Annotated in this window: 25 protein-coding genes; 18 read left to right on the plus strand and 7 right to left on the minus strand. The window is 66.9% G+C overall.

What is annotated here, in order from left to right:
• Nucleotides 1–17: 17 nt before the first annotated feature.
• From G0A00_RS00585 to phnF, 4 genes are all read right to left on the minus strand, one after another.
• Nucleotides 18–2306: a methyl-accepting chemotaxis protein gene (locus tag G0A00_RS00585; protein ID WP_164178982.1), complete on the minus strand. Its 2289-nt coding sequence runs from the start codon at nt 2304–2306 to the stop codon at nt 18–20.
• Between the two features lie 129 nt (nt 2307–2435).
• Nucleotides 2436–3476 carry a D-ribose ABC transporter substrate-binding protein gene (locus tag G0A00_RS00590; protein WP_164178983.1) on the minus strand — a complete coding sequence of 347 codons (1041 nt, stop codon included), beginning with the start codon at nt 3474–3476 and terminating at the stop codon, nt 2436–2438.
• A 154-nt stretch (nt 3477–3630) separates the two neighbouring features.
• Nucleotides 3631–4812: an alpha-D-ribose 1-methylphosphonate 5-triphosphate diphosphatase gene (locus G0A00_RS00595; RefSeq protein ID WP_164178984.1), complete on the minus strand. Its 1182-nt coding sequence runs from the start codon at nt 4810–4812 to the stop codon at nt 3631–3633.
• 41 nt (nt 4813–4853) lie between these two features.
• Entirely contained in the window at nt 4854–5627 is a 774-nt protein-coding gene (gene phnF, locus G0A00_RS00600) for a phosphonate metabolism transcriptional regulator PhnF (protein ID WP_164178985.1), read from the minus strand.
• 114 nt (nt 5628–5741) lie between these two features.
• On the opposite strand from phnF, the gene phnG reads away from it, so the two are divergent.
• The 8 genes from phnG to G0A00_RS00640 all read left to right on the plus strand — a co-directional run bounded on the left by phnG (nt 5742) and on the right by G0A00_RS00640 (nt 11184).
• Entirely contained in the window at nt 5742–6191 is a 450-nt protein-coding gene (phnG, locus tag G0A00_RS00605; protein ID WP_164178986.1) for a phosphonate C-P lyase system protein PhnG, read from the plus strand.
• Nucleotides 6191–6757: a phosphonate C-P lyase system protein PhnH gene (phnH, locus tag G0A00_RS00610; protein WP_164179131.1), complete on the plus strand. Its 567-nt coding sequence runs from the start codon at nt 6191–6193 to the stop codon at nt 6755–6757. The genes phnG and phnH overlap by 1 nt, the downstream gene beginning before the upstream one ends.
• Nucleotides 6757–7848, plus strand: a complete 1092-nt coding sequence (locus G0A00_RS00615; protein ID WP_164178987.1) for a carbon-phosphorus lyase complex subunit PhnI — start codon at nt 6757–6759, stop codon at nt 7846–7848. The genes phnH and G0A00_RS00615 overlap by 1 nt, the downstream gene beginning before the upstream one ends.
• Complete coding sequence (locus G0A00_RS00620) at nt 7845–8237, plus strand: hypothetical protein (RefSeq protein ID WP_164178988.1); 393 nt, start codon at nt 7845–7847, stop codon at nt 8235–8237. The genes G0A00_RS00615 and G0A00_RS00620 overlap by 4 nt, the downstream gene beginning before the upstream one ends.
• Entirely contained in the window at nt 8234–9103 is an 870-nt protein-coding gene (locus G0A00_RS00625; protein WP_164178989.1) for an alpha-D-ribose 1-methylphosphonate 5-phosphate C-P-lyase PhnJ, read from the plus strand. Before G0A00_RS00620 ends, G0A00_RS00625 begins: the two co-directional genes overlap by 4 nt.
• On the plus strand, nt 9100–9870 hold the full coding sequence (gene phnK, locus G0A00_RS00630) for a phosphonate C-P lyase system protein PhnK (protein ID WP_066101087.1): 771 nt from the start codon (nt 9100–9102) through the stop codon (nt 9868–9870). Before G0A00_RS00625 ends, phnK begins: the two co-directional genes overlap by 4 nt.
• Nucleotides 9871–9934: 64 nt before the next feature.
• Nucleotides 9935–10618, plus strand: a complete 684-nt coding sequence (phnL, locus tag G0A00_RS00635) for a phosphonate C-P lyase system protein PhnL (RefSeq protein ID WP_164178990.1) — start codon at nt 9935–9937, stop codon at nt 10616–10618.
• Entirely contained in the window at nt 10615–11184 is a 570-nt protein-coding gene (locus G0A00_RS00640; RefSeq protein WP_164178991.1) for an AAA family ATPase, read from the plus strand. The genes phnL and G0A00_RS00640 overlap by 4 nt, the downstream gene beginning before the upstream one ends.
• On the opposite strand, the gene G0A00_RS00645 is transcribed toward G0A00_RS00640, so the two are convergent.
• Complete coding sequence (locus tag G0A00_RS00645) at nt 11166–11849, minus strand: DUF1045 domain-containing protein (RefSeq protein ID WP_235952889.1); 684 nt, start codon at nt 11847–11849, stop codon at nt 11166–11168. The two genes, G0A00_RS00640 and G0A00_RS00645, sit on opposite strands and share 19 nt — an antisense overlap.
• A 73-nt stretch (nt 11850–11922) precedes the next feature.
• Here G0A00_RS00645 and G0A00_RS00650 point away from each other — a divergent pair, with 73 nt between their 5' ends.
• Nucleotides 11923–13065, plus strand: a complete 1143-nt coding sequence (locus tag G0A00_RS00650; protein ID WP_164178993.1) for an alpha-D-ribose 1-methylphosphonate 5-triphosphate diphosphatase — start codon at nt 11923–11925, stop codon at nt 13063–13065.
• 197 nt (nt 13066–13262) lie between these two features.
• On the opposite strand, the gene G0A00_RS00655 is transcribed toward G0A00_RS00650, so the two are convergent.
• Entirely contained in the window at nt 13263–14273 is a 1011-nt protein-coding gene (locus tag G0A00_RS00655; protein ID WP_203595217.1) for a Fe(3+) ABC transporter substrate-binding protein, read from the minus strand.
• A 91-nt stretch (nt 14274–14364) separates the two neighbouring features.
• Nucleotides 14365–15243, minus strand: a complete 879-nt coding sequence (gene mazG, locus G0A00_RS00660; RefSeq protein WP_157373934.1) for a nucleoside triphosphate pyrophosphohydrolase — start codon at nt 15241–15243, stop codon at nt 14365–14367.
• Nucleotides 15244–15300: 57 nt separating this feature from the next.
• Between mazG and G0A00_RS00665 the strand changes: the two genes are divergently transcribed.
• From G0A00_RS00665 to cysS, 9 genes are all read left to right on the plus strand, one after another.
• Nucleotides 15301–16461 (plus strand): M20 aminoacylase family protein, encoded by a 1161-nt coding sequence (locus G0A00_RS00665; protein WP_164178994.1) that lies wholly within the window; start codon nt 15301–15303, stop codon nt 16459–16461.
• Nucleotides 16462–16549: 88 nt separating this feature from the next.
• The gene (locus G0A00_RS00670) at nt 16550–17716 is read left to right on the plus strand and encodes a M20 aminoacylase family protein (RefSeq protein WP_164178995.1); all 1167 of its coding nucleotides are present in this window, start codon (nt 16550–16552) and stop codon (nt 17714–17716) included.
• Between the two features lie 5 nt (nt 17717–17721).
• Entirely contained in the window at nt 17722–18681 is a 960-nt protein-coding gene (speB, locus tag G0A00_RS00675) for an agmatinase (RefSeq protein ID WP_066101066.1), read from the plus strand.
• 150 nt (nt 18682–18831) lie between these two features.
• Complete coding sequence (locus G0A00_RS00680; protein WP_164179133.1) at nt 18832–19239, plus strand: DUF1499 domain-containing protein; 408 nt, start codon at nt 18832–18834, stop codon at nt 19237–19239.
• 99 nt (nt 19240–19338) lie between these two features.
• Complete coding sequence (gene prfA, locus G0A00_RS00685; RefSeq protein WP_164178996.1) at nt 19339–20385, plus strand: peptide chain release factor 1; 1047 nt, start codon at nt 19339–19341, stop codon at nt 20383–20385.
• A complete protein-coding gene (prmC, locus tag G0A00_RS00690; RefSeq protein ID WP_164178997.1) occupies nt 20382–21239 on the plus strand; it encodes a peptide chain release factor N(5)-glutamine methyltransferase in 858 nt (285 codons plus the stop codon). Before prfA ends, prmC begins: the two co-directional genes overlap by 4 nt.
• 228 nt (nt 21240–21467) lie before the next feature.
• Nucleotides 21468–22247 (plus strand): DUF4167 domain-containing protein, encoded by a 780-nt coding sequence (locus tag G0A00_RS00695; protein WP_164178998.1) that lies wholly within the window; start codon nt 21468–21470, stop codon nt 22245–22247.
• Nucleotides 22248–22372: 125 nt separating this feature from the next.
• Nucleotides 22373–22924: a DUF1697 domain-containing protein gene (locus G0A00_RS00700; RefSeq protein WP_164178999.1), complete on the plus strand. Its 552-nt coding sequence runs from the start codon at nt 22373–22375 to the stop codon at nt 22922–22924.
• Between the two features lie 135 nt (nt 22925–23059).
• Nucleotides 23060–24529, plus strand: a complete 1470-nt coding sequence (gene cysS, locus G0A00_RS00705; RefSeq protein WP_164179000.1) for a cysteine--tRNA ligase — start codon at nt 23060–23062, stop codon at nt 24527–24529.
• Nucleotides 24530–24546: the final 17 nt, after the last annotated feature.

Genomic DNA, 24546 nt, shown 5'->3' on the forward strand with positions numbered 1-24546 from the left:
CTGGGGGACGGGCTGTCTCATCCTGCCCGCAGACCCGGTGCATCTGTTAGCTCCGGCGAATGCGGTTCCGCCTCGCCGGTCCAATCAGCCTCTTCGCTTGCCCACCCGCCGGCCTCGCCGCGCAATTTGAAGCGTTCGATATTTTGCCGCAGCCCTTGCGCCGTGCGCCGCAATTCGCTGCTGGCGGCGGAGGTCTGTTCGAACATCGCCGCGTTCTTCTGCGTGGTCATGTCGAGCTCGCCCACGGCGCTGTTAAGTTCCGACAGGCCGGTCGACTGCTCACGCGCGGAGTCCGCGATGGCCGTCACTCGTTCGGCAATGATCCGGATCGAGGCAATGATCTCCTTGAGCGCGCCGCCCGTGCGCCCGACCAGCCGCACACCGGTCTGGACGTGCTCGGAGGAGCTGGTGATCAGCGTGTTGATCTCGCGCGCGGCTTCCGAGGACCGCTGCGCCAGAAGCCGCACTTCGGAGGCGACCACGGCGAAGCCCAGCCCCGCATCGCCGGCGCGCGCGGCTTCGACGCCGGCATTTAGCGCGAGCAGGTTCGTCTGGAAGGCGATGTCGTCGATCACTTTGATGTTGTTGGAAATCTGCTGAAATGAGGCCTCAATCACGCCAATTGCCTCGATGGTTTGGCGCACGACTTCGCCGCTGACCTGCGCATCTTCGCGGGCCTTGCCGACGATGCCGTCAACCTCGGCGGCGTTTTTCGCGGCTTCCGTGACAGAGGCGGTCAGTTGATCGAGCGCGGCGGCGGTCTCCTCGACCGTGGCGGCCTGCCGCTCTGTGCGCTGTCCGAGGTCTTCGGAGGCCTGCGCGATGTGATCGACATCGTCGTTGATCGCCCCGGCGCTTTGCGTCACGTCCAGCATGGCCTGCTGCAGCCGGTCGGTGGCGCGGTTGAAATCGGTTCTGAGCCGCTCGTAATCTTCGGGGAACTCTTGGGCGATCGAGGCGCCGAGGTCGCCCTCGGCCAGTCTGGCGAGCGCGTTCTGCAGGGTCTCGACCACATCGCTCTGGGCGCTCTGCATCGCAGCGCGCGTGGTCGCGCCGTCCTTAAGGTCATCGCGGGATTGGCGGAGATCGCGGCGCAAGGCCTCGAGCGTGCGGGCAATGCGCCCGATCTCGTCACGGCGGCGTTGCGCGGGGATTTCGCTTTCGTAATCGCCCGCCGCGACTTGGCCCATGGCGTTGGCGATCCGCGCCAGCGGACGGGCGAGATTGCGCGCGGCGAGCCATGCAAGCGCAAGGGCCGCGATCAGCGCGATGGCCGTGCCATGCAGCAGCCGCTCGAGCAGGGCGCGCGGACCGGCGGCGATAACCTCTGCGGGTTCGGCGGCGATCAGGGCCCAGTTGCGGCCCGCGATATTGAGGGGCTGATAGGCCGCGGTGTAGCTGCGCCCGTCGCTCAGGGTGATGTCTACGACGCCGCGCTGGCCCTCAAGGGCGGCATCGAAGGCGGGATTGGCGGTGCCTTGGGTGCCGATGGCGCTTTGCACACCGCCAAGCCCGAGGTGACTGCGACGGGTGTGATCACCGGCCAGAAGTTCGAGTTCAGTGGTTGGCGTGCGGCCCGTTTCCATGGTCGTCAGATGGGTCAGCGCCTGATCGTCCACCTCAAAGACGAGGGCGGCGATCGTATCGCCCCATTCGTTGTGCAGCGGAGCCGCGAGATAGGCGCGCGCGCCCGCCTCGGCTGGAGCGAAATCGCCGAAACCGAATGTGGCGTCAGGCGCCAGTGCAGCGCTTAGCGCGGTGCCCAGCCCGCCCGCATCCTCCGCGATATTGCTGGCGAAATCCTCTTGTTTCTGGACCGAGTAAATCACATCCCCAGCAGCGGAGACGATCATCAGGTCGCGCAGGCCCAAAGCCTCGACCTGCGCGCGCAACTCGGCGTGGAACTTCTTGTGAAACAGGGAATAGGCGGTGTTGTCTGCAGCCTCTTCGAGGTCGGCGCGGGCATCGGCGGGGTTGGGGTTATCGTCTATGTAGGCGCGCCTCAGGTGGGCATTGGCGTCATCGCCGAGCGTTTTATAGGTGCTCAGAAACGCGGTGGCCGCGTCGATCACCAGCGGCTCGGCGGCCTTTTCCCCCAGTTCGCTTCGGGTCTCGTGAAACCAATCCTCGATCATCGTCGCGCGTGTTTCGGCAAGCATGCCGAGGCGGAACGACACCTCTTGGATCAACTGCGCATGCGACACCTTATAGGCGATGGCCCCCGCCATGCCGAGACAGCCGATGGCGATGGCGATCATCAGGGCCGGAAGTTTGAGGGCGACCGAGAGGTTGCGCAAAAGGGCCATGGGCAAGCTCCTGTGGCTGCTGGCGGTAGTGGCGGTGCAAGGCGGCCGCTGTGGTGAGTTCAATCATGAAAGCCTGAAGAAGCGCCTAAGATCGGCCGTGCCGCCGGGACTTCATGCAAGAGGCTAGGGTCACTGCCCCATGACGAAGGGGGCCGACATCTTGGCCGCATTGGCGCGATCGATGAGCAGGCAATCGAATAGCTGTACTTCCTGCGGCTCGCGCGGGGTGCCGGTGCGGATGTAGTGATCCGCCTGATGCACCGCGTCTTCGGCAAAGATGGCGACCGGCTGCAGCACCGTGTAGGCCAGCTCTCCCGATTGCACCGCGGCAACCGCGTCGGGCGAGCCGTCGAAGCCGCCGACGGTGACCCGGTCCAGAAGCCCGGCCTCTTTCAGCGCGGCAATCGCGCCAAGGGCCATTTCGTCATTGCCCGCGATGATGCCGGTGATTTCGGGGTGCTCGGCGATCAGGCCGCGTGTTCGTTCGTAGCCCTGCGTGCGGTTCCAATTGGCGGTGGCCATGCCGGCGCGGGTGAGAGCCTCATACTGGCCGAGCACCGCGGCATAGCCATCGGAGCGGATGCTGGCATTGGGGTCGGAGGCGGCACCGAGCAATTCGAGATAGCTGCCCTTTTCGCCCATGGATCGGAGCCAGCGCTGCGCACCCATTTCGGCCCCCTGAGCGTTGTTCGACAGAAGCTGCGCCACCGCCAGCCCCTTGCGCGCGAGGCCGGAGTTCACCACGAAAACCGGCACCCCGGCGGCAACGGCGCGTTCCACCGCGGCGATGGTGCCGGAGGCATCCGCCGGGTCGAGGATGATGGCGTCCACATTGGCGGCAATGGCGCTGTCCACATGCGCGGTCTCGACCGTGGTGTCGCCGCCATGTGCAGAGACGATGGCGCGGTAGCCAAGTTCGGCCGCGGTGGCTTTGGCAACCTCGCCCTCGGCGGCCCAATAGGGGTTCTCGGGGTCGTTGACGATGATGCTGATCCGCCCCTCTGCCAGAGCCGCACCGGCGATGAGGCCGAACGCCAGCAGCGGTGCGGCGCAGAGCAGGGCGCGGCGGAATAGCGAAGCAAGGCCGGGCGCGTGGCGACGGGACGTGACGCCTGCAGAAGCGGGATCATCCGGGCGGCGGTGCTGTGAAAGACGCAGTTTGAGACGCATTGGGAGGGGCTCCTGTGCTAGGCGCGCGGTGCCCCTTCTGGGGCCGATGGGTCCCAGTGGTCTTACGGCAGGAGAGTTGAAGAATGGCTTAATGCCTAAATGGCTTAATGCTGCGCAGGCCGCCGTCCAAGGAGCGCTTACATGAGGCCCTCGGTCACTCCGCAGCGAGCCGCCGCCCCGGCAGCGCAGAGACCAGCCGTGCTCCGGCCTCACCCGCGAGATAGGTGAGCCGCCCGCCGCTGACCGTGGCCTCGATGGCGCGGCTGCGGACGTCTACCACGACAAAATCCGCGCGTTTGCCATGATCGAGCGTGCCGCGATCCGACAGCCCCATGATCTCGGCAGGCACGGTGGAGATCATCGCCCAAGCCTCGGGCAGGGTTTTGAGGCCCTTGTCCACCAGCGTCCAAGCGGCCTCGGCAAGACAGGGGTAGTGATAGTCCGACACCAGCGCGTCGCACAGCCCCTCGGCGATCAGATGGCGGGCCGAGACATTGCCCGACTGGCTGCCGCCGCGCACCACATTGGGCGCGCCCATGAGCACAGGATCATTGCAGGCGCGGGCCAGTTTGGCGGCGCTGACGGTGGTCGGGAACTCGGCGATGCGCGCGCCGATCAGCCGGTAGTATTCGCGGGTCTCGCCGTCGGGGTCGTCATGGCTGCCGTAGCGGATGTCATGGGCGTCGAAAAGCTCGGCCAGCGCGCAGAGATGGCGCGGCACCTCGCGCGAGGCGGCACGGGCGGCGCGCAGCTTGGCGTGGAACTCCTCGGGGCTGCTTCCGGCGTGGGCCGCCCAATGTGCCAGCTTCATCGGCTCGCGCTCGGCCACCTCCAGCGCCTCGGGCAGGTGATCGTTGAACACCACATAATCCACCCCATGGCGCAGCACGGCGGCGATCAGACGCGCGCGGGTGTCTGGCATATGCGTCTCGCAGCGGATCTGCAGGCGCAGGTCGGTATGGGCGCGGGGGCGGTAGGCGGCGATGGCGGCCATCATCTCTTCGGCGAAGTCCGGCCCCCGCATGCCGCCTTCCCAGCTCCAGCATTGCGCCAGCCATGCGGTGGTGATGCCATGGCTCGCCGCCTCGCGGTCGGTCGAGCGCAGCGCGGCGTCGATCGGAAAAGTGGCGCTGGGGCGCGGCGCGATATGGCGCTCGAACGTGTCGCCATGCAGGTCGATGATGCCGGGAAGGATGAGATATCCGCTCAGATCGACCTCTGGCAGCGGGCCCTTGGTGATCAGACCGTCCTCGACGACCAGAGATCGGCGCTGCATCCGGCCGTCTCGGAGAAGAGTTGCGCCGGTGAGGCGCAAGGGGGGAAGAAAGGTCGTCATGCAAATTACCCGCCGTGCCTGCTCTGGGGTTTTGGCAAGACCTACCTAATGTCTGTGTCACCGGCGTGACGTGGGGCCGCATCGGTGCTGCGCGGGGCGGCGGTTTCTTCGTGGCTGACGGTGAGCGCCACGCGATCGCCGGCGAACCACGTGTGCCCCTGTTCCACCGGTATCCCGTCCGGGCCGAGGTTCAGCGCCACCGAGCGCAGCAGCGGCTCGCCCTCGCGCAGGTTGAGATGACGGGCCTGCGTGGCCGAGGCGGCCTCGGCGGTGAGGCGGGTGCTGGCGCGGGTGTAATCGGCGATGCCGTGGCGGCGCAGCGCCTCGGTGACCGAGCGGGTCTCGCGCAGCGTCGCATCGAGGCCGGGCAGGCGGGTGATCGGGAAATAAGAGATGAAATGCGCCACTGGCGCGCCGCCCGCCAGCGAAATGCCCTCATGCACCAGCACCGGCGCGCCCGTGGCAAGCTGCAGGGCCTCGGCCTCGGCGGCATCCGCGGGACGGATTTCCATGCGCAGCGTGCGGCGGTCGGGCAGGCGGCCCGAGGCGCGGACGTTCTGGCTGAACCGCGTGTGCCCACCGATTGGATAGTCGAGCGGGGCCGCCCGCACAAAGACCCCGGCACCGCGCCGCGAATGGGTGAGCCCACGCTCGGCCAGCGCCGAAAGCGCATGGCGCACGGTGTGGCGGTTCACCGCAAAGCGGGTGGCAAGTTCCGCCTCGGTCGGCAGCTTGTCTCCGGCGCGGTAATGGCCGCGGGCGATCTCGTCTTCAAGCGTGGTGGCGATGGTTTGCCAGACGGGGGAGCGGGGCATGAGCGGACCTCTGTCACCGAAACTTCATGGGATGCCCTCTTGCCCGACTCGGGGCGATGGAGCTATCACTTGTCTAGTTGTATAGTTATCTAGACAAATCGGAAAGATGTCCAGATGAAAACTCCCGAACAGGAAACCGAGGCGCGGCGGGGCTGGATGGGCCTGCTGGCGCGGGCCCCGGCGGAGCGGCTGGCGGCCCTGATGGAAGGGGCGGCGCTGCCCCGCTTCGACTGGCTGCGCGTGCCCGAGACAGGCGGCGTGATGGTGCGGGGCCGCATGGGCGGCACCGGCGCACCGTTCAACATGGGCGAGATGACGGTGACGCGCTGCGCGCTGCGGCTGGGCAGCGGCGAGGTGGGCCATGCGCATGTGCAGGGCCGTGACCGGAGCCATGCCGAGCGCGCCGCGCTGGTGGATGCGCTGATGCAGGGGCCGCGCGCAGACGAAATGCAGGCGCAGGTCCTGACGCCGCTGGCGACCGAGGAAGCGGCGCGGCGGGACGCGCGCGCGGCAAAGGCCGCGGCAACGAAGGTGGATTTCTTTACCATGGTGCGGGGCGAATGATGCAGGCTGATGTTCTGACAGGCGGATTTGCCGACGCCCCGGTCGAAGCGGCGCGCGCCTTCCGCGCAGCGCTCGACGCCATGGCGCGACCGGGCCGGATCGCGCAGGTCTCGGGCGCCGAGGCGCCGGGCCTCTCCACCGCCGCGGCGGTGCTGCTGCTGACCCTCTGCGACCGCGAAACGCCGCTTTATCTTGCGCCGGGCTGCGACAGCGAGGCGCTGAAGGGCTGGATCGCCTTCCACACCGGCGCGCCGCTGGTGCCCGCCGAAGAGGCGATGTTCGCGCTCGGGGCATGGAACGCGCTGCAGCCGCTCGACCGCTACCGGATCGGCAGTGCCGAATACCCCGACCGCTCGGTCACTCTGATCGTCGAATGCGCGGATTTGCGCGCCGACGGCATGCGGCTGACCGGGCCGGGCATCGAGACATCGGCAAGGCTTTCGCTTCCGGAAGTGACGGCGTTTGAGCGGAATAACCTCCTTCTCCCCTTGGGTTGGGATTGCTTCTTCACCTCGTCTGACAAGCTGGCGGCGCTGCCGCGGACCACCAAAGTGGAGACGCTCTGATGTATGTTGCTGTGAAAGGCGGCGAGCGGGCGATCGACGCCGCGCATGAGTGGCTGGCCGAGGAACGGCGCGGCGATGTGGCGGTGCCCGAACTGAGCATCCCGCAGATCCGCGAGCAGATGGCGCTGGCGGTGAACCGGGTGATGGCCGAGGGCTCGCTCTATGATCCCGACCTTGCGGCACTGGCGATCAAACAGGCGCGGGGCGATCTGATCGAGGCGATCTTCCTTGTCCGGGCCTACCGTACCACGCTGCCGCGGCTCGGACATTCCGCACCGGTGAACACCACCGAGATGCGCTGCGACCGCCGCATCAGCGCGACCTTCAAGGACGTGCCGGGCGGACAGGTGCTGGGGCCGACCTTCGACTACACCCACCGGCTGCTCGATTTCGCGCTGGAGGCCGAGGGCGAGCCGCCGCGGGCCCGCGTGGCGGAACCTCGCCGCGAGGTGACACCACGCGTGACGGAATTTCTAAACAAAGACGGACTGATACAGGACGAAGTTCGCTCAGAAGATACGCCGCCGGATATGACCCGCGCGCCGATGGAATACCCCGCGGACCGCCCACTGCGCCTGCAGGCGCTGACCCGCGGCGACGAAGGCTTCGTGCTCGGCATGGCCTATTCCACCCAGCGCGGCTATGGCCGCAACCACCCGTTCGTCGGCGAGCTGCGCATCGGCGCGGTGGAGGTCGAGATGGAGGTGCCCGAGCTTGGCTTCTCGGTCTGCATCGGCGAGCTGACCCTCACCGAATGCGAGACGGTCAACCAGTTCGCCGGGTCCAAGACCGAGCCGGCGCAATTCACCCGCGGCTATGGGCTGGTCTTCGGCCAGACAGAGCGTAAGGCGATCTCGATGGCGCTGGTCGACCGGGCGCTGCGCTGGGAGGAACTGGGCGAGGAAAACCTCGGCGCTCCGGCGCAGGACGAGGAGTTTGTTCTGGCCCATTCCGACAATATTCAGGCGACAGGCTTTCTCGAACATATCAAGCTGCCGCACTACGTCGACTTCCAGTCCGAGCTGGAACTGGTGCGCAAGATGCGCGCCGAGGCGATGGGCGCTGCAACGGTCAAGGAGGCTGCGGAATGAGCAAGGGTTATCACGGGGCGAAACTGCCCGCGCTGCCGAAGGGGCAGGATTGGTACTGCGCGCTGGTCGAGGTGATCCGCATGCCCGACAGCGTCTCGCCCTTCTTCGAGGACGGCGATGACGAAAGCTCGCTGGCGGTGCTGTTCATCTGCCTCTCGGCGGGATCCCCGGCAGAGGTCGAGGTGCAGATCGCCGAACATATCGCCGAATGCGGCGGCGTGGCGGGGGTGATCGAGGACGTAAAGCTGATCTCCGGCCCGCTCGATCTGCCGCTCGACGAGGATGGCGCGCCCGACGCGGCGCTGCTGGAAGCGTTCACCGATCCCGAACTGGGCGACGAGATCGTCTGGGGCGAGGTCTATCTCTTTGGCGAGGAAGAAGAGGCATGACCGATCAGGCCTATAATTTTGCCTATCTCGACGAGCAGACCAAGCGGATGATCCGCCGCGCGCTGCTGAAAGCGCTGGCAGTGCCGGGCTATCAGGTGCCCTTTGCCAGCCGCGAGATGCCGATGCCCTATGGTTGGGGGACGGGGGGCGTGCAGGTGACGGCGGCTTGCCTCACCCCCGAAGACCGGCTGAAGGTCATCGACCAGGGCGCGGATGACACTACCAATGCCGTTTCGATCCGCAAATTCTTTGAGCGCACCGCAGAGGTGGAGACCACCGAACACACCGCCGAGGCGAGCGTGATCCAGACCCGCCACCGCATCCCCGAGCAGCCGCTCGAGGAGGGGCAGATCCTCGTCTATCAGGTGCCGATCCCCGAACCGCTGCGCTTTCTGGAGCCGCGCGAGACCGAGACCCGCAAGATGCATGCGCTCGAAGAATACGGGCTGATGCACGTCAAACTCTACGAGGACATCGCCCACAACGGCGCGATCTCGACGGCCTATGCCTATCCGGTGAAGGTCGAAGGGCGCTACGTGATGGACCCCTCGCCAATTCCCAAGTTCGACAACCCCAAGCTCGAAAGCGCGGCGATCCAGCTCTTTGGCGCGGGCCGCGAGCAGCGCATCTACGCGCTGCCGCCCTATACGAAGGTCGTGAGCCTCGATTTCGAGGACCACCCGTTCGAGGCCAGCAAGGCCGACCACGCCTGCGACCTCTGCGGCTGCGGCACCAGCTACCTCGACGAGGTGATCACCGACGACGCGGGCGGGCGCATGTTCGTCTGCTCCGACACCGATTTCTGCGCCTCGCGGCAGGCCCAAGGCCATCGTGGCGCGCTGTCTCCGCAGGAGGAACCCGCATGACCCCGCTGCTGTCTGTTCAGGGCGTTACCAAGCACTACGGCGCGCGGCTCGGCTGCGGCGACGTGAGTTTCGACCTTTGGCCCGGCGAGGTCATGGGCATCGTCGGCGAGAGCGGCTCTGGCAAGTCGACGCTGCTGTCGTGCCTGTCGGGACAGCTGGCACCGGATGCGGGCAAGGTGGTCTTCGACACCCGCGCGAACGGCCCGCGCGACGTGCTCACCATGTCCGAGCCCGAGCGGCGGATGCTGGCGCGTACCGATTGGGCCTTCGTGCATCAGAACGCCCGCGACGGTCTGCGCATGGGCGTCTCGGCGGGCGGCAACGTCGGCGAACGGCTGATGGCCGTGGGCGCGCGCAACTACGCCGATATCCGGGCGCAGGCGATCGACTGGCTGGGCCGGGTGGAGATCACCGAGGATCGCGTCGACGACCGGCCGCGCGCCTTCTCGGGCGGCATGCAGCAGCGCCTGCAGATCGCCCGCAACCTCGTCACCGGCCCGCGGCTGGTGTTCATGGACGAGCCCACCGGCGGGCTTGATGTCTCGGTGCAGGCGCGGCTCTTGGACCTCCTGCGCGGGCTGGTGCGCGAGATGGGCCTCTCGGCGGTGATCGTCACCCATGATCTGGCGGTGGTGCGTCTGCTCGCCGACCGGCTGATGGTGATGAAGGGCGGGCAGGTGGTCGAGACCGGGCTCACCGATCAGGTTCTGGACGATCCGCAGCACGGCTATACCCAGTTGCTGGTGTCGAGCGTACTGCAGGTATGAGACGCGCCGCGCCCGTGGCGCGGGCGGGATCTGCGTATTTGGAAAGAGAAGAAGGACAGAAACGATGATCCGGATCTCGGACGTGTCGAAGAGTTTTGTGCTGCACAATCAGGGCAGCGCGGTGATCCCGGTGATGGAGGGCGCGTCGCTCTCCGTGGCGCCGGGGGAATGCGTGGCGCTGGTGGGCAATTCCGGCGCGGGCAAATCCACGCTGATGCGGATGATCTACGGCAACTATCTTGCCGGATCGGGGTGCATTATGGTGGGCGATGTGGATGTGGCGCGGGCCGAGCCGCGCGAGATCCTGACGCTGCGCCGCGAAGTGCTGGGCTATGTCAGCCAGTTCCTGCGCGTGGTGCCGCGGGTGCCGACGCTGGAGGTGGTGGCAGAGCCGGTGCTGGCCGCGGGCGGCAGCGCTGCCGAGGGAGAGGCGCGCGCGCGGGAGCTGCTGGCGCGGCTCAACATTCCCGAGCGGCTCTGGAGCCTCTCGCCGACAACCTTCTCGGGCGGCGAGCAGCAGCGGGTCAATATCGCGCGCGGCTTTGCCCATGGCTTTCCGGCGCTGCTGCTCGATGAGCCCACGGCGTCTTTGGATGCCACCAATCGTGCGGTGGTGCTGGATCTGATCGAGGAGGCCAAGGCGCGCGGCGCGGCGATCATCGGGATTTTCCACGACGCCGAGGCGCGCGAGCGGGTCTGCGATCGCGAGATCGACGTCAGCGGCTTCACCCCGGCGCGGGCGGCATGACCGGCCTGGAGCATACGGCACCGGTCTTTGCCCTCGTCGGTCCCTCGGGGGTGGGCAAGGACAGCCTGCTGGCCGAGGTGGCGCCGCGCGTGCTCGGCCTGCATGTGGTGCAGCGGGTGATCACCCGCGCGCCTGAGGCCGGCGGCGAGCCCTGCCTTGCGGTGACGCAGGAGGAGTTTGCGCGGATGCTGGAGGCGGGCGATTTCGCTCTGCACTGGGGCGCGCATGATCTGCGCTACGGCATCCGCTGGTCCGAGCTGGCACCGCGCGCGGCGGGCCGCCCGGTGGTGTTCAACGGCTCGCGCGGGGCGCTGGAGCAGGCGGCGGACCTACTGCCCGAGCTTGAGGTGCTGCATGTCACCGCGCGGCCGAGTGTGCTGGCCGAACGGCTGGCGGCCCGTGGGCGCGAGAGCGCGGCGCAGATCGAGGCGCGTCTGGCGCGGGCGGCGCTGCCGCTGCCGCCGGAACTGCAGCAGGCGCTCAAGGTGCATGAGATCGACAATTCCGGGCCGCTGGAGATCGCCGCAGCCCGGCTCGAGGCGCTGCTTCAGCCGGTGAGGGCGTAGCGGTGCAGCAGGTGGAACCGCCCGTCCTCGGCCTCGCCGAAAAGGCACAGATCGCGCACTTTGAAAGGCTGCGGCAGCAGCGGCGTCAGGACCGGCTGCAGCGCGTCGGCGACCTGCTCGGCCTCGCCGAAGGCCAGCTTGCCGGTGAGCGTGAGGTGGAATTTGAACTCCGCCATCACGTAGGGGTAGCCCCAGCGCGCGAGGTTGTCTTCTTGCGCCGGGCTCAGGCGCGCGCGGCGGCGGCGCTCCAGTTCCGCCTCGCTGGGCGGGGCGCGGTGCGGGTCGAGCACCTCGACCACCTCCGCGGCCAGCTGCGCCAGCGGCGTCGCCTCGCCAAGGGTGGTCAGCGCGAGGAAGCTGCCGATGCGGGTGAGCGCAAGGCCGGGCAGGGTGACGGGGCCAAGACGCGCCGCCAGCGCCGAAAGGTCCTCATGCAGCGCATCGACCGAGCCGGTGAGGCGCATGGGCGGCTTCAGCGTGCCGTGGAACCCGTATTTGCGCGGGTTCTCGGTGATCTCGGCGACCGGGCGCGGCAGGCCCTGCAGCTGCGGATGCGGCACGGTAGCGCCGCTGGCCGGGTCCCACCCCAGCCAGGCGGCGGCAAACTCGGCCAGCGGCCCCGGGCGCGGGGCGTAATAGACGGCGTATCGGGAATAATTTTGCATGGCGCGCTTCATGACAGCGTCATGTCACAGATGCATGACGGCGCAAAGAGCGCCAACGATAAGAGGTAGAGACATGGCACGAACCATCCTGAGCAACGCGCGGATCGTGCTCGAAGACGAGGTGATCACCGGCACGCTGGTGATGCAGGGCGGGCGCATCGAGGCTGTCGATGCGGGCAGCACCACCGTGGCGGGCGCGACGGACTGCGACGGCGATCTGCTGATCCCGGGTCTGATCGAGCTGCACACCGACAATCTCGAGCGCCATATGCAGCCGCGCCCGAAGGTGAACTGGCCACATGCGGCGGCGATCCTCGCGCATGACGCCGAGTTGGCCTCGGTCGGCATCACCACGGTGTTCGACGCCATGCGTGTTGGCTCGGTGGTCACCGACGCCAAGTCGAAATACGGCAAATACGCCCGTGCACTGGCCGGAGAGCTGCTTGAGGCGCGCAGCCGCGACATGCTCAAGATCAGCCATTTCCTGCATCTGCGGGCCGAGACCTGCTCGGAAACGCTGCTCGAGGAACTGGCCGAGTTCGGCGGCGCCGACCGGGTTGGCATCCTGTCGCTGATGGATCACACGCCCGGCCAGCGGCAGTTCCGCGACATCGAGAAATACCGCGACTACATGTGCGGCAAACATGGGCTCAGCACCGATGACTTCGACGCGCATGTGGACAATCTCACCCGTCTGCGCAGCGAGCTTGGCGCGGCGCATGAGGCGGGCGCGGTAGAGGCCGCGCGGCGCCTCGGCGCGGTGCTGGCGAGCCATGACGACACCACGCCCGAGCATGTGCAGGTGAGCCGCGGCTACGGCGTGCGGCTGGCCGAGTTCCCGACCTCGGTCGAGGCGGCACGGGCCTGCAAAGAGGCGGGGATCGCGGTGATGATGGGGGCGCCGAACCTCATCCGCGGCGGCTCGCATTCGGGCAATGTGGCAGCGGAGGAACTGGCGCGGCGCGACCTTCTGGACATCGTCTCGTCGGATTACGTGCCGGCGGCGCTGATGGGCGCGGCCTTCCTGCTGGCCGATCTCTGGGACGACCTGCCGCGCGGGATTGCCACGGTCAGCCGGGCGCCCGCCGCCGCCTCGGGGCTCGATGACCGGGGCAGCCTTGCGCCGGGGCTGCTGGCCGATGTGGTGCGGGTGCGGCGGATCGAGGGTCAGCCTTGCCTGCGCGGCGTCTGGAGCCACGGCCGCCGCGTGGCGTGACGCGCGGGATATGCGTATTTGAAAAGAGAAGAAGGACGGGGCGCGCGCTAGGTCCTTCTTCTCTTAGGAAAATACGCCGGGGGTGAGGCGCGCAGCGACGAGGGGGCAGCGCCCCCTCAGCAGGCTTGCCGATGGCGCAGCGCATGAAAAAGGGGCCCCGTGGGGCCCCTTCTTGTTCGGTGACGGTGCCGCCGCGATCAGCCGTCGTAATCGACCTCTTCGATCAGGCGCAGCGCCGCGCCGCGCTGCTCGGCGAGGGTCATCAGGTTGGTGTCGTCGGCGGTGAAGCTGCCCCAGCCCTTGACCAGATCGTCGGCCTCGGTGCCGGGCGCGATCGGGTACTCATAGTTGGCATGGGCATAGATTTCCTGCGCCTCGGGCGAGGTCAGATATTCCATCATCTTCAGCGCGTTCTCGCGGTTCGGCGCGGATTTGGTCATCGCCACGCCCGAGATGTTGACATGGGTGCCGCCGTTTTCGAACTCGGGGAAGAGCACGTTGACCGAATTGGCCCATTCCACCTGCTCGGGGTCGCTCAGCATCTGGCCCATGTAATAGGTGTTGCCGAGGCTGATGTCGCATTCGCCAGCCCAGATCGCCTTGACCTGCGCACGGTCGTTGCCCTGCGGGCGGCGGGCGAGGTTGGACTTCAGGCCGGTCAGCCACTCTTTGGCGTATTCCTCGCCGTGGTGGTGGATCATCGCCGCCACCAGCGCCACGTTGTAGTCATGGGTGCCCGAGCGGGTGCAGATGCGGCCTTCCCACTTGGGATCGGCGAGATCCTCATAGGTGGTGATCTCCGACGGATCGACCCGGTCTTTGGAGGCGTATACGATGCGCGCGCGCGTGGTCAGGCCGAACCATTGGCCCTCGGGGTCGCGGTATTGCTCGGGCACATTCTCTTGCAGAACCTCGCTCTCGACCGGCTGGGTCACGCCCGCCTGCACGGCAGCGGCGAGGCGCGAGATGTCGACGGTGAAAATGAGATCGGCGGGCGAGCGGTCGCCCTCGGCCACGAGGCGCTCTTCAAGGCCCTTGTCGATATAGGCCACGTTCACGTCGATGCCGGTGGCTTCGGTGAAAGCGTCGGTCAGCGGCTTCAGAAGCTCGGGCTGACGGTAGGAGTAGAGATTGACCTCTTCGGCCAGCGCGGGGGCCGCCGTGAGAGTGGGGGCAATCAGGGCGAGGGCGGTTCCGAGACGCAGCATCAAAGTCCTCCGGTCATGCATGTCAGGTTGGCTAGTCGCAGGCGGCCATTTACCCGAGTGAAATTATCAGATCAATGCCCTATCGGAAAGATCAGGAATTGGCGCCGGGTTGCGTCCCATTGGCGCGGGCCGGGGAAGCGGCGGATTTTCGGGCCTTTTCTTCGGCCTTGGCCGCATCCCAGAGCGCGTCCATCTCGGCCAGATCGCTGTCCTCGGGGCGCTTGCCCTGCGCCTCCAGCGCCGCCTCGATGGCGCCGAAGCGGCGGGTGAACTTGGCATTGGCGCGGCGCAGCGCCTGCTCGGGGTCAATGTCCATGTGGCGGGCGAGATTGGCCATGACAAAGAGCAGATCGCCAAACTCCTCCTCGGCGTGATCGGGATCGGTGGCCTCGCGCAGTTCCTGCGCTTCCTCGACGATCTTGTCGATCACCTCGTCGGTCGAGGGCCAGTCAAAGCCCACGCGCGCGGCGCGTTTCTGCAGCTTCACCGCGCGCAGCAAGGCGGGCAGCCCCAGCGCCACCCCGTCGAGCACGCCCTTTTCCGCCTTGGCGGCCCGCTCGGCGGCCTTGATCTTCTCCCAATCGGCGGTCTGCTGCTCGGGGGATTTGTCGTTGCTCTCGGTGCCGAAGACATGCGGATGGCGGAACACCATCTTGTCGGACATGGTGTTGGCAACATCGTCGAAGCTGAACAGCCCGCGCTCTTCGGCCATCTGCGCGTGGAACACCGATTGGAACAGCAGATCCCCGAGCTCGCCCTTCAGCTCGTCCCATGCCTCGCGCTCGATGGCGTCGGCGACCTCATAGGCCTCTTCGATCGTATAGGGCGCGATGGTGGCGAAATCCTGCTCCAGATCCCACGGGCAGCCGGTCTCGGGGTGCCGCAGGCGGCGCATAATCTCCAGCAGGCGGGGCATGCCGCCACGTTCATCGTGGATCAGATCGGCGCTCGGATCGCTGGTCATGGACATCTCCGCTATATGGGTATTTTACCTTGTCCTGCTTCAAAGACCTTCAGGAGTCCACCCATGCCCATCGTGAACCGGATCGCGGATTACGCCGACGAGATGCGCACATGGCGCCGCCATTTGCACCAGAACCCCGAGCTGAGCCTCGATTGTCACGAGACGGCGGGGTTTGTGGTGGCGCGGCTGCGCGAGTTCGGGATCACCGAGATTCATGAGGGCATTGCTCAATCCGGCGTCGTTGCGATCATCGAGGGGCAGGGCGATGGGCCGGTGACCGGGCTGCGCGCCGACATGGACGCGCTGCCGATGGACGAGGAAACCGGCGCCGAGCACGCCAGCCAAGTGCCGGGCAAGATGCACGCCTGTGGCCATGACGGGCACACGACGATGCTGCTGGGCGCGGCGAAATACCTGTCGGAGACGCGCAACTTCGCGGGCAAGGTGGCGCTGATTTTCCAGCCTGCCGAAGAGACCATCGGCGGCGGCCGCATCATGGTCGAGGAAGGCATCATGGAGCGCTTTGGGATCTCCGAGGTTTACGCCATCCACACCGACCCGTCGCTGCCCCTTGGCACAATGGCGACCACCAAGGGCCCGATCATGGCGGCGGTCGATGACTTCGAATTGGTGCTGACCGGCAAGGGCGGCCATGCGGCGCATCCCGATCTCTGCATCGATCCGGTGCCCTGCGCGCTGGCGATCGGGCAAGCGCTGCTGTCGGTGCCGTCGCGCAATGCCGATCCGCTGAAGTCGCTGGTGGTCTCGCTGACCACGGTGCAGGGCGGCTCGGCCACCAATGTCATCCCCGAGACGGTGCGCATGGCAGGCACGATCCGCAGCTTCGATCCCGAGATCCGCGCCATGGCCGAACGCCGCCTGCACGAGATCGTCGAGGGTCAGGCGCGCGCCTATGGCGTCAGCGCGGCGCTGGACTTCCAGCCGAACTATCCGCCGACCGTGAACCACGCGCGGCAGACCGAGTTCGCCGTGGGTGTGGCGCAGGGCGTTGCGCCCGAGGTGCTGGACGAGATCGCGCCTTCGATGGGGGCCGAGGATTTCTCCTACATGCTCGAAGCGCGGCCGGGGGCGTTCCTCTATCTCGGTCAGGGCGTTGGGCCTTCGGTGCACCACCCGAAGTTCGACTTCAACGACGAGGCGGCCCCGATTGGCGCGTCGTATTTCGTGAAACTGGTGGAGTCGCGTCAACCCTTGCGGGCGTGAGGGTTTTCGGCCTTTCATGGCGCCAAAGACCGGGCCCCCTGTCCCCGCGGGGACAAGAGGTCCGGACCAGCACCAAGGAAAGACCGCAATGCCCGTGATCAACTCCATCGCCGCCGAGGCCGAAACCCTCAAGGAATGGCGCCGCTTCCTGCACCAGCATCCCGAGCTGCTTTATGATTGCCACAAGACCGCGGCCTTCGTGGTCGAGAAGCTGAAGAGCTTTGGCATCACCGAGATCCATGAGGGGATCGCGCAGTCGGGCGTGGTGGCGATCATCGAGGGCCGCGGCAATGGGCGCACCATCGGGCTGCGTGCCGATATGGACGCGCTGCCGATGGACGATCTGTCGGGCACGGAGCACGCGTCAAAAGTGCCGGGCGTGGCGCATACCTGCGGCCACGACGGGCACACCACCATGCTTCTCGCCGCCGCCAAATACCTTGCCGAGACGCGCAATTTCTCGGGCCGTGTGGCGCTGATCTTCCAGCCCGCCGAAGAGGGCGGCGGAGGTGCCAAGGCGATGATCGACGAAGGCATCATGGACCGGTTCGACGTGGCCGAGGTCTATGGGATGCACAACGCGCCGGGCGATGCGCAGGGCCATTTCCTGACCACTGCAGGGCCGCTTCAGGCCTCGGCGGATGAGTTCCGCATCGACGTGTCGGGTAAGGGCGGGCATGGCGCCTCGCCGCAGGATTGCATCGACCCGATCCCGGCGGCGGCGGGCATCGTTCAGGCGATGCAGACGATTGTCAGCCGCAACGTGAACGCGCTCGACCGGCTGGTGGTCTCGGTGACGCAGATCCACGCGGGCACAACCGACAACATCATCCCCGCGACCGCCTATCTGACCGGCACGGTGCGTTGCTTCAGTACGCCGACCCGCGATCTCGCCGAGACGCGCATCCGCGAGATCGCCAGACTGCAGGCCGAGGTCTATGGCTGCACCGCCGAGGTGACCTATCACCGCGGCTATCCGGTGACCGAGAACCATCCCGAGCAGGCGGCCTTCGCGGCGCAGATCGCGCGCGAGGTGGTGGGGGCCGATAAGGTCGTGGACGATTGCGATCCGATCATGCCCGCCGAGGATTTTTCCTACATGCTGCAGGCGCGGCCGGGGGCCTATCTCTTCCTCGGGCAGGGCGACACCTTTGGCTGTCACCACCCGCAGTATGACTTCAACGACGATATCGCGCCCATCGGCGCGAGCTTCTTTGCGCGGCTGATCGAGACCGCGCTGCCGGTGCAGGAGTAACCCAGATGGCTCTCGAAGACGCCAAGACCCAGATCGACCATGCCTTCACCCGCGAGGAGCTGAAAGGCTCCAGCTTCGAGAATGTGTTCGGCGGGGCCGCCTCTTTCCTGCGCCGTCGCTACACCAAGGACCTGTCGGGCGCCGATGTGGCGGTGACCGGCGTGCCCTTCGATCAGGCGGTGACCAACCGCACCGGCACGCGCTTTGGCCCGCGGGCGATCCGCGAGGCCTCGCTGCTGCAGCCCTGCGATGCGCCCTACGGCTGGGGCTATGACGTGCTGTCGGAGTTCGCCATCGCCGATTACGGCGATCTGGCTTTCGATTATGCCAATGTGCCGGCCTTTCCGGGCACGCTCGAGGCGCATATTGCGGGCATCCTCGCCACCGATACGGCGACGGTCACGCTGGGCGGTGACCATTCGATCACCCTGCCGATCCTCAAGGCCTATGCCGCCAAATACGGCCCGCTGTCGGTGATCCAGTTCGACGCCCATACCGACACTTGGGCGGACGATGATTTTGGCCGCATCGATCACGGCACCTTCATGTACAAGGCGGTGAAGCTGGGGCTGGTCGACCCGAACCGCTCGGTGCAGATCGGCATCCGTACCGACAACCCCGACACGCTGGGCTTCAACATCATCGACGCGCGCGAGCTGCACCGCATCGGCCCCGAGGCGGCGGCGGCACGGGCGCGCGAGATCGTGCGCGGCCATCCGGTCTATCTGACCTTCGACATCGACGCGCTTGACCCGGCCTTCGCGCCGGGCACCGGCACGCCGGTCTGGGGCGGGCTGTCGAGCCATCAGGCGGCGGTCTGCCTGCGCGAACTGGCGGGGATCAACATGGTCGGCGGTGACATCGTCGAGGTCTCGCCGCCCTTCGACACCAGCGGCGCAACGGCCATCGCCGGGGCGCATGTGGCGACCGAGCTGCTCTGCCTCTGGGGCTGGACACGGCGCTGAGCCAAGGCACCCGCGCGGGCCTCCTCCCGCGTGGGCACAATCCCGCGAGCAGCCGTGTTCGGCCTTTGATTACGCGCGGGAATCGTGAAATCAGAAGCAACCCGCCGCCGCGCGCGGCGGGCACTGAATGGAAAGGAACACGTGGTGCGCATGGTATTCTGGATCATCATCCTGCTTGTGGTGGCCGGTCTGGCCTGGATTCGCCTCGCGCCGTCGGACCCTTCGGTGTGGAACGTCGACCCGCAGGTGACCGCCGATCAGGATCTGGCCAGCGGCGTGCGCCGCCGCGTCGCCGGGTCGGAAGAGACCTTCGAGGCGCTGCACCGCATCATTCTCGAGACCCCGCGCACCGAGGTGCTTGCGGGCAGCCCGGGTGAGGGCCGCGTGACTTACGTTTCTCGCTCGAAATGGATGGGCTTTCCCGATTACACCACCGTGCAATTCGTCGAAGACCACCTCGAGCTTTACGCCCGCCAGCGCTTTGGCCAGTCCGACATGGGGGTGAACAAGGCGCGGGTGGACGGCTGGCTGGCCACGCTCGCCGGGCAGCAGGGCTGACGCCAAGCTCCTTGCAAGGAGCTTGCAAATCTCTTGCAAGAGATTTGTCCGGCGCCACGCAGACTTGACCCGGACGTTGCAATGGGGAAAGGAAAGCGGATGATCCCCGCTGACCGACTTCACCAGATCCGTGACCGTTTCGAGTATGTCCAGGCCTGCATGGCCGAGGGGCGGGGCGATATTGCCGCGCTGGGACGCGAATATGCCGAGCTCAAGCCCGTGGTCGATCAGATCGCCGAATGGGAAACCCTGCAGGCCGATCTCGCCGAGGCCGAGGAGATGCTCGCCGATCCCGAGATGAAGGCGCTCGCCGAGGAAGAGCTTCCCACCCTGCGCGCGCGGTTGCCCGAGGCCGAGCATGCGCTGCAACTGGCACTGCTACCGCGCGACGCTGCCGATGCGCGGCCCGCGATCCTCGAGATCCGCCCCGGCACCGGTGGCGACGAGGCGGCCCTGTTTGCCGGTGATCTGGCGCGCATGTACCAGCGCTATGCCGAGGCGCGCGGCTGGCGCTGGGAGGTCATCGAAGAGCAGCTTTCCGAGCTTGGCGGCATCAAGGAACTGGTGGTGCGCATCGAGGGCGAGAACGTCTTTGCCCGGCTCAAGTTCGAAAGCGGCGTGCACCGGGTCCAGCGCGTGCCCGAGACCGAGAGCGGCGGGCGCATCCACACTTCGGCGGCCACCGTGGCGGTGCTGCCCGAGGCCGAGGCGGTGGATATCGAGATCAACCCCAATGACATCCGCATCGACACGATGCGCAGCTCGGGCGCGGGCGGCCAGCACGTCAACACTACCGATTCTGCCGTGCGCATCACCCATATTCCCACCGGGCTTGTGGTCACCTCCTCCGAAAAGTCCCAGCACCGCAACCGCGAGATCGCGATGAACGTGTTGCGCGCGCGGCTGTTCGACATGGAGCGCCAAAAGGCGGACGAAAGCCGCGCCTCCGACCGCAAGGCGCAGGTCGGCTCGGGCGACCGCTCCGAGCGCATCCGCACCTATAATTTCCCGCAAGGGCGCATGACCGACCACCGTATCGGGCTGACCCTCTACAAGCTCGAAGCGGTGCTGGGCGGCGATCTTGACGAGATCATCGACGCGCTAACCGCCGATGCGCAGGCGTCTATGCTGGCGGAGATGGCATGAGCGGGGGCAGCACCGGATCGCAGCTTCTGGCCCGCGCCACCGCGCGGCTGGTCGAGGCAGGCGTGGCCGACCCCGGGCGCGACGCGCGGCGGCTGCTGGCGCATGTGTTGAAGGTGCCGCCGGGGCGGCTGACGCTGTTTCTGCCCGAACCCGTCGCGCCTGAACACGCGGTGCTTTTTGATGCGCTGATCGACCGCCGCGCGGCGCGGGTGCCGGTCTCGCATCTGACCGGGCGGCGGCAGTTCTACGGGCGCGAGTTCCTCGTCAACTCGAGTGTGCTCGATCCGCGCCCCGAGACCGAGATTCTGATCGAGGCGGCGCTGTCGCAGCCCTTCACCCGGGTGCTCGATCTGGGCACCGGCTCGGGCTGTATCCTGCTGACGCTGCTGGCCGAACGGCCCGGCGCCACGGGAATCGGCACCGATCTCAGCGCGCAGGCGCTGGAGGTGGCCTTCTGGAACCGCAACGCGCTGCAGCTGGAGCCGCGCGCCGCGCTGGCGCAGGGCAATTGGTGGGGCGCGCTTGGCGATGCGCCCGAGACCTTCGATCTCATCGTGTCGAACCCGCCCTATATCGCGCTGACCGAGATGCCGGGGCTGGCGCCCGAGGTGCGTGATCACGAGCCGCGCATGGCGCTGACCGACGAGGGCGACGGGCTGGCGGCCTATCGCGCGATCTCGGCGGGGGCGGCGGCGCATCTGGCGCCGGGCGGGCGTCTGCTGGTCGAGATCGGGCCGTCACAGGGCGCGGCGGTCGCAGACCTTTTCCGCGCCTCTGGGCTGGTTGACGTTGCGGTCATTGCCGATCTCGATGGACGCGATCGGGTGGTTACGGGGCGGCTGCAAGCGCTTTGAAACCACGTTTCGGCGCATTTCGGGTGAAAATCTCATATTTCCCGAGATTTTCCCTTGTCAGCCCTGCCTCGAAATGATTAGCAGTAGGGGTCGGAGCGGTGGATGCCTCACAGCGGTCCCGCCCGACATCAACCCGACATTGGAGTGATCACGGGCATTGACGGCGCCACATCAGGCGCAGCGCCGAGGTCACAGGGACAGTCAGACACAAGGCTGATAGCAGACAAGATGCGATCCTCGAAATCCCGCTCGCGGTCGAAGAACAACCGCAACCGCAACACTCTTGGGAACGTCGTCAACCGCGTGTTCGACAGCTCGGGCCCGGAGGGCAAGGTGCGCGGCACGCCGCAGCAGATCATCGACAAATACAACCAGTTGGCCCGCGATGCGGCGCTCGGCAACGACCGCGTTGCTGCCGAGAACTTCCAGCAGCACGCCGAACATTATATGCGCCTGCTGTCGGAAGCGCAGAAGGAAGCCGACCAGCGCCGCGAACAGCAAGAGCGCGAGAACCGCGAGCGTCAGGCGCAGCGCGACCGCGATCGGTCCGACCGTGATCAAAGCCGCGACCAAAACCGTGGTGAGACCCGCGACGGCGGCAACCAGCAGGGCAATGGCGGCCAGAACCACGGCAACCATAGCGGCGGTGGCCAGAGCGGCGGCAACCAGCCAGCGCAGGGCGATGCCGGGCACGAGCCCAAGGCGCAGCAGCCCGAGGTGGAAACCCAGAGCCTGCCGGGCCTTGGCGATCAGCCGGACGTGCTGGGCGGTGCATCGGATGACGATGATGACAGCGGTCTCGTCGAAACCCCGGAAAGCCGCGCCGAGAGCAAGCCCAAGCCCAAGCCGCGCACCCGTCGCAAGAAGCCCGAGGGCGAAGAGGCGGCGAAACCCGCTGACGCTCCGGCGGAGCAGGCCGAGGAAAAGCCCAAGCGCACCCGCAAGCCGCGTAAGAAGGCCGAGGATGCGCCCACCGATGGCGCGCCCGCGCCCGACGCGGCGGAGTGATCCGCGCTGGATGAGTTTTGAAAGGCCCTGCCGCATGGCGGGGCCTTTTGCATTGCGGGGGCGCTGAGCCGGTGCCCGATTGACCGAAACTGCCCCTTGGTCTTTGTTGGCGCCGGAGGTGATCCATGGCTCTCAATGTCGCCCTGCTGCGCGGGATCAATGTCGGCGGTGCCAATGCGCTGCCCATGGCCAAGCTGCGCGCACTCTGCGAAGGGCTGGGCTGGCAGGACGTGCAGAGCCATCTCGCCTCGGGCAATCTGTTGTTCGACGCCGAGGGCGCGCCAGAGGCTTTGGCCGCGGCGCTGCAGGGCGCTTTGTCGGGGCAGGGGCTCGACGTGCCGGTGCTGGTGCTGCCGCCGGAGCGGCTGCGCGCGGCGCTGGAGCGCTGTCCCTTCGCGCCCGATGATCCCAAACGCGTGCATGTGGGGTTTCTCTTCGCGTCTGCCAGCCTCACTCCCGCCAGACTTGATCGCGCGCTGTTCGAGCGCTTTGCCGCCCCCGGAGACGAGATCGCCGAGGGCGAGGGCATGATCTGGCTGCACACGCCCGGCGGCTTTGGCCGCTCGAAGCTCGCGCCCCGGTTCGAGGCCATCGCGGGTGCGCCGCTCACCGCGCGCAACCTCTCGTCTCTGGCAAAGCTGGTGGAAATGCTGGACGCGCGGGACGCGCCGCGCTAGACATCCCGCATGACCCTGCGCAACGCCATTCAGATTTGCTGCATTACCTGCTGATATCTTCGGCGGGCCGGTCTTCTATTCCAATCGAGAGATGAAGTTGCTACTCCCGCCGCGACCGCCGCGAAGGAGCGCGCCATGACCATCTCGCTGACCAACTCGAAGACCCGCCGCAAGGAGGTCTTCACCCCGATCGATCCCAAGAACGTCCGGATGTATGTCTGCGGGCCCACGGTCTACGACCGCGCGCACCTCGGCAACGCCCGCCCGGCCATCGTCTTCGACGTGCTGGCGCGGCTGCTGCGCCATGTCTATGGGGCGGATCACGTCACCTATGTGCGCAACTTCACCGACGTCGACGACAAGATCAACGCCACCGCGCAGGCGCGCAAGGCGGCGGGCGATCCGCGCAGCCTTGAAGATCTGATCGCCGAGCGCACCGAAGAGACCATCGGCTGGTATCTGCAGGACATGGGCGCGGTCGGCGTGATGGAGCCCGACCACATGCCCCGCGCCACGCAGTTCATCAAGCAAATGGTCGCGATGATCGACGGGCTCATTGCCGACGGTCACGCCTATGAGGCGGAGGGGCACGTGCTTTTCGCGGTGGAGAGCTACAAGGACTATGGCGCGCTGTCGGGCCGTTCGGTCGACGACATGATCGCCGGGGCGCGGGTCGAGGTGGCGCCCTACAAGCGCAACCCGATGGACTTCGTGCTGTGGAAGCCCTCGGCGGATGACCTGCCGGGCTGGGACAGCCCCTGGGGCCGGGGCCGTCCGGGCTGGCACATCGAGTGCTCGGCCATGGCCTATGAGCTTCTGGGCGAGAGCTTTGACATCCACGGCGGCGGCAACGACCTGATGTTCCCGCACCACGAAAATGAGATCGCCCAGAGCTGCTGCGCGCACCCGCATGGGGAGTTCGCCAAGGTCTGGCTGCACAACGAGATGCTGCAGGTCGAGGGCAAGAAGATGTCCAAATCCTTGGGCAACTTCTTCACCGTGCGCGACCTGCTCGACGGCCACGACGGCATGCCCGCCGTGCCGGGCGAGGTGATCCGCTTCGTCATGCTCTCGACCCATTACCGCAAGCCGATGGACTGGACCGCCGAGAAGGCGGCGCAAGCGGAACGCACCTTGCGGCGCTGGCGCAGTTTGACTGACGGAGTTCAGCCGTCAAAGCCGTCACAAGAGATCGCCGAACTCTTGGAAGACGATCTCAACACGGCAGGAGCCCTCAATCAGCTCGGGCATCTGGGGCAGTACCTCTACCAGAAGGCAGGGAAAACCTGGGAACCTGACGCGCCCGCTCGAGAGGACGTCACATGGCTTAAGACGGCTCAAGAATTTGTTGCCTCGGCGCAGCTTTTGGGCCTGCTGACGGACGAACTGGGCGATTGGGTGAATGCCGGGCCGGACCTCTCGGGTCTGGCGGACCACCTCGCGGGCGTGCGGGCGCAGGCTATGGAGACCAAGGATTTCTCCGAGGTCGACCGGCTCAAGACCGCGCTGATCGAAGCCGGGGTCGAAGTGCGCATGTCCAAGGCGGGCGTCGAGCTTCTGCCCGGTGCCGGCTTTGATGCCTCCAAGCTGGAGGGGCTCGTGTGATGATGTACCGAATGGCC

It is taken from the genome of Salipiger sp. PrR002 (genome assembly GCF_010500775.1).
Classification (GTDB): domain Bacteria; phylum Pseudomonadota; class Alphaproteobacteria; order Rhodobacterales; family Rhodobacteraceae; genus Salipiger.

Coding starts and splice junctions, on each gene's coding strand:
- G0A00_RS00585 (WP_164178982.1), bottom strand. CDS start 2,306: ATGGCCCTTTTGCGCAACCTCTCGGTCGCCCTCAAACTTCCGGCCCTG.
- G0A00_RS00590 (WP_164178983.1), bottom strand. CDS start 3,476: ATGCGTCTCAAACTGCGTCTTTCACAGCACCGCCGCCCGGATGATCCC.
- G0A00_RS00595 (WP_164178984.1), bottom strand. CDS start 4,812: ATGACGACCTTTCTTCCCCCCTTGCGCCTCACCGGCGCAACTCTTCTC.
- phnF (WP_164178985.1), bottom strand. CDS start 5,627: ATGCCCCGCTCCCCCGTCTGGCAAACCATCGCCACCACGCTTGAAGAC.
- phnG (WP_164178986.1), top strand. CDS start 5,742: ATGAAAACTCCCGAACAGGAAACCGAGGCGCGGCGGGGCTGGATGGGC.
- phnH (WP_164179131.1), top strand. CDS start 6,191: ATGCAGGCTGATGTTCTGACAGGCGGATTTGCCGACGCCCCGGTCGAA.
- G0A00_RS00615 (WP_164178987.1), top strand. CDS start 6,757: ATGTATGTTGCTGTGAAAGGCGGCGAGCGGGCGATCGACGCCGCGCAT.
- G0A00_RS00620 (WP_164178988.1), top strand. CDS start 7,845: ATGAGCAAGGGTTATCACGGGGCGAAACTGCCCGCGCTGCCGAAGGGG.
- G0A00_RS00625 (WP_164178989.1), top strand. CDS start 8,234: ATGACCGATCAGGCCTATAATTTTGCCTATCTCGACGAGCAGACCAAG.
- phnK (WP_066101087.1), top strand. CDS start 9,100: ATGACCCCGCTGCTGTCTGTTCAGGGCGTTACCAAGCACTACGGCGCG.
- phnL (WP_164178990.1), top strand. CDS start 9,935: ATGATCCGGATCTCGGACGTGTCGAAGAGTTTTGTGCTGCACAATCAG.
- G0A00_RS00640 (WP_164178991.1), top strand. CDS start 10,615: ATGACCGGCCTGGAGCATACGGCACCGGTCTTTGCCCTCGTCGGTCCC.
- G0A00_RS00645 (WP_235952889.1), bottom strand. CDS start 11,849: ATGCAAAATTATTCCCGATACGCCGTCTATTACGCCCCGCGCCCGGGG.
- G0A00_RS00650 (WP_164178993.1), top strand. CDS start 11,923: ATGGCACGAACCATCCTGAGCAACGCGCGGATCGTGCTCGAAGACGAG.
- G0A00_RS00655 (WP_203595217.1), bottom strand. CDS start 14,273: ATGCTGCGTCTCGGAACCGCCCTCGCCCTGATTGCCCCCACTCTCACG.
- mazG (WP_157373934.1), bottom strand. CDS start 15,243: ATGTCCATGACCAGCGATCCGAGCGCCGATCTGATCCACGATGAACGT.
- G0A00_RS00665 (WP_164178994.1), top strand. CDS start 15,301: ATGCCCATCGTGAACCGGATCGCGGATTACGCCGACGAGATGCGCACA.
- G0A00_RS00670 (WP_164178995.1), top strand. CDS start 16,550: ATGCCCGTGATCAACTCCATCGCCGCCGAGGCCGAAACCCTCAAGGAA.
- speB (WP_066101066.1), top strand. CDS start 17,722: ATGGCTCTCGAAGACGCCAAGACCCAGATCGACCATGCCTTCACCCGC.
- G0A00_RS00680 (WP_164179133.1), top strand. CDS start 18,832: ATGGTATTCTGGATCATCATCCTGCTTGTGGTGGCCGGTCTGGCCTGG.
- prfA (WP_164178996.1), top strand. CDS start 19,339: ATGATCCCCGCTGACCGACTTCACCAGATCCGTGACCGTTTCGAGTAT.
- prmC (WP_164178997.1), top strand. CDS start 20,382: ATGAGCGGGGGCAGCACCGGATCGCAGCTTCTGGCCCGCGCCACCGCG.
- G0A00_RS00695 (WP_164178998.1), top strand. CDS start 21,468: ATGCGATCCTCGAAATCCCGCTCGCGGTCGAAGAACAACCGCAACCGC.
- G0A00_RS00700 (WP_164178999.1), top strand. CDS start 22,373: ATGGCTCTCAATGTCGCCCTGCTGCGCGGGATCAATGTCGGCGGTGCC.
- cysS (WP_164179000.1), top strand. CDS start 23,060: ATGACCATCTCGCTGACCAACTCGAAGACCCGCCGCAAGGAGGTCTTC.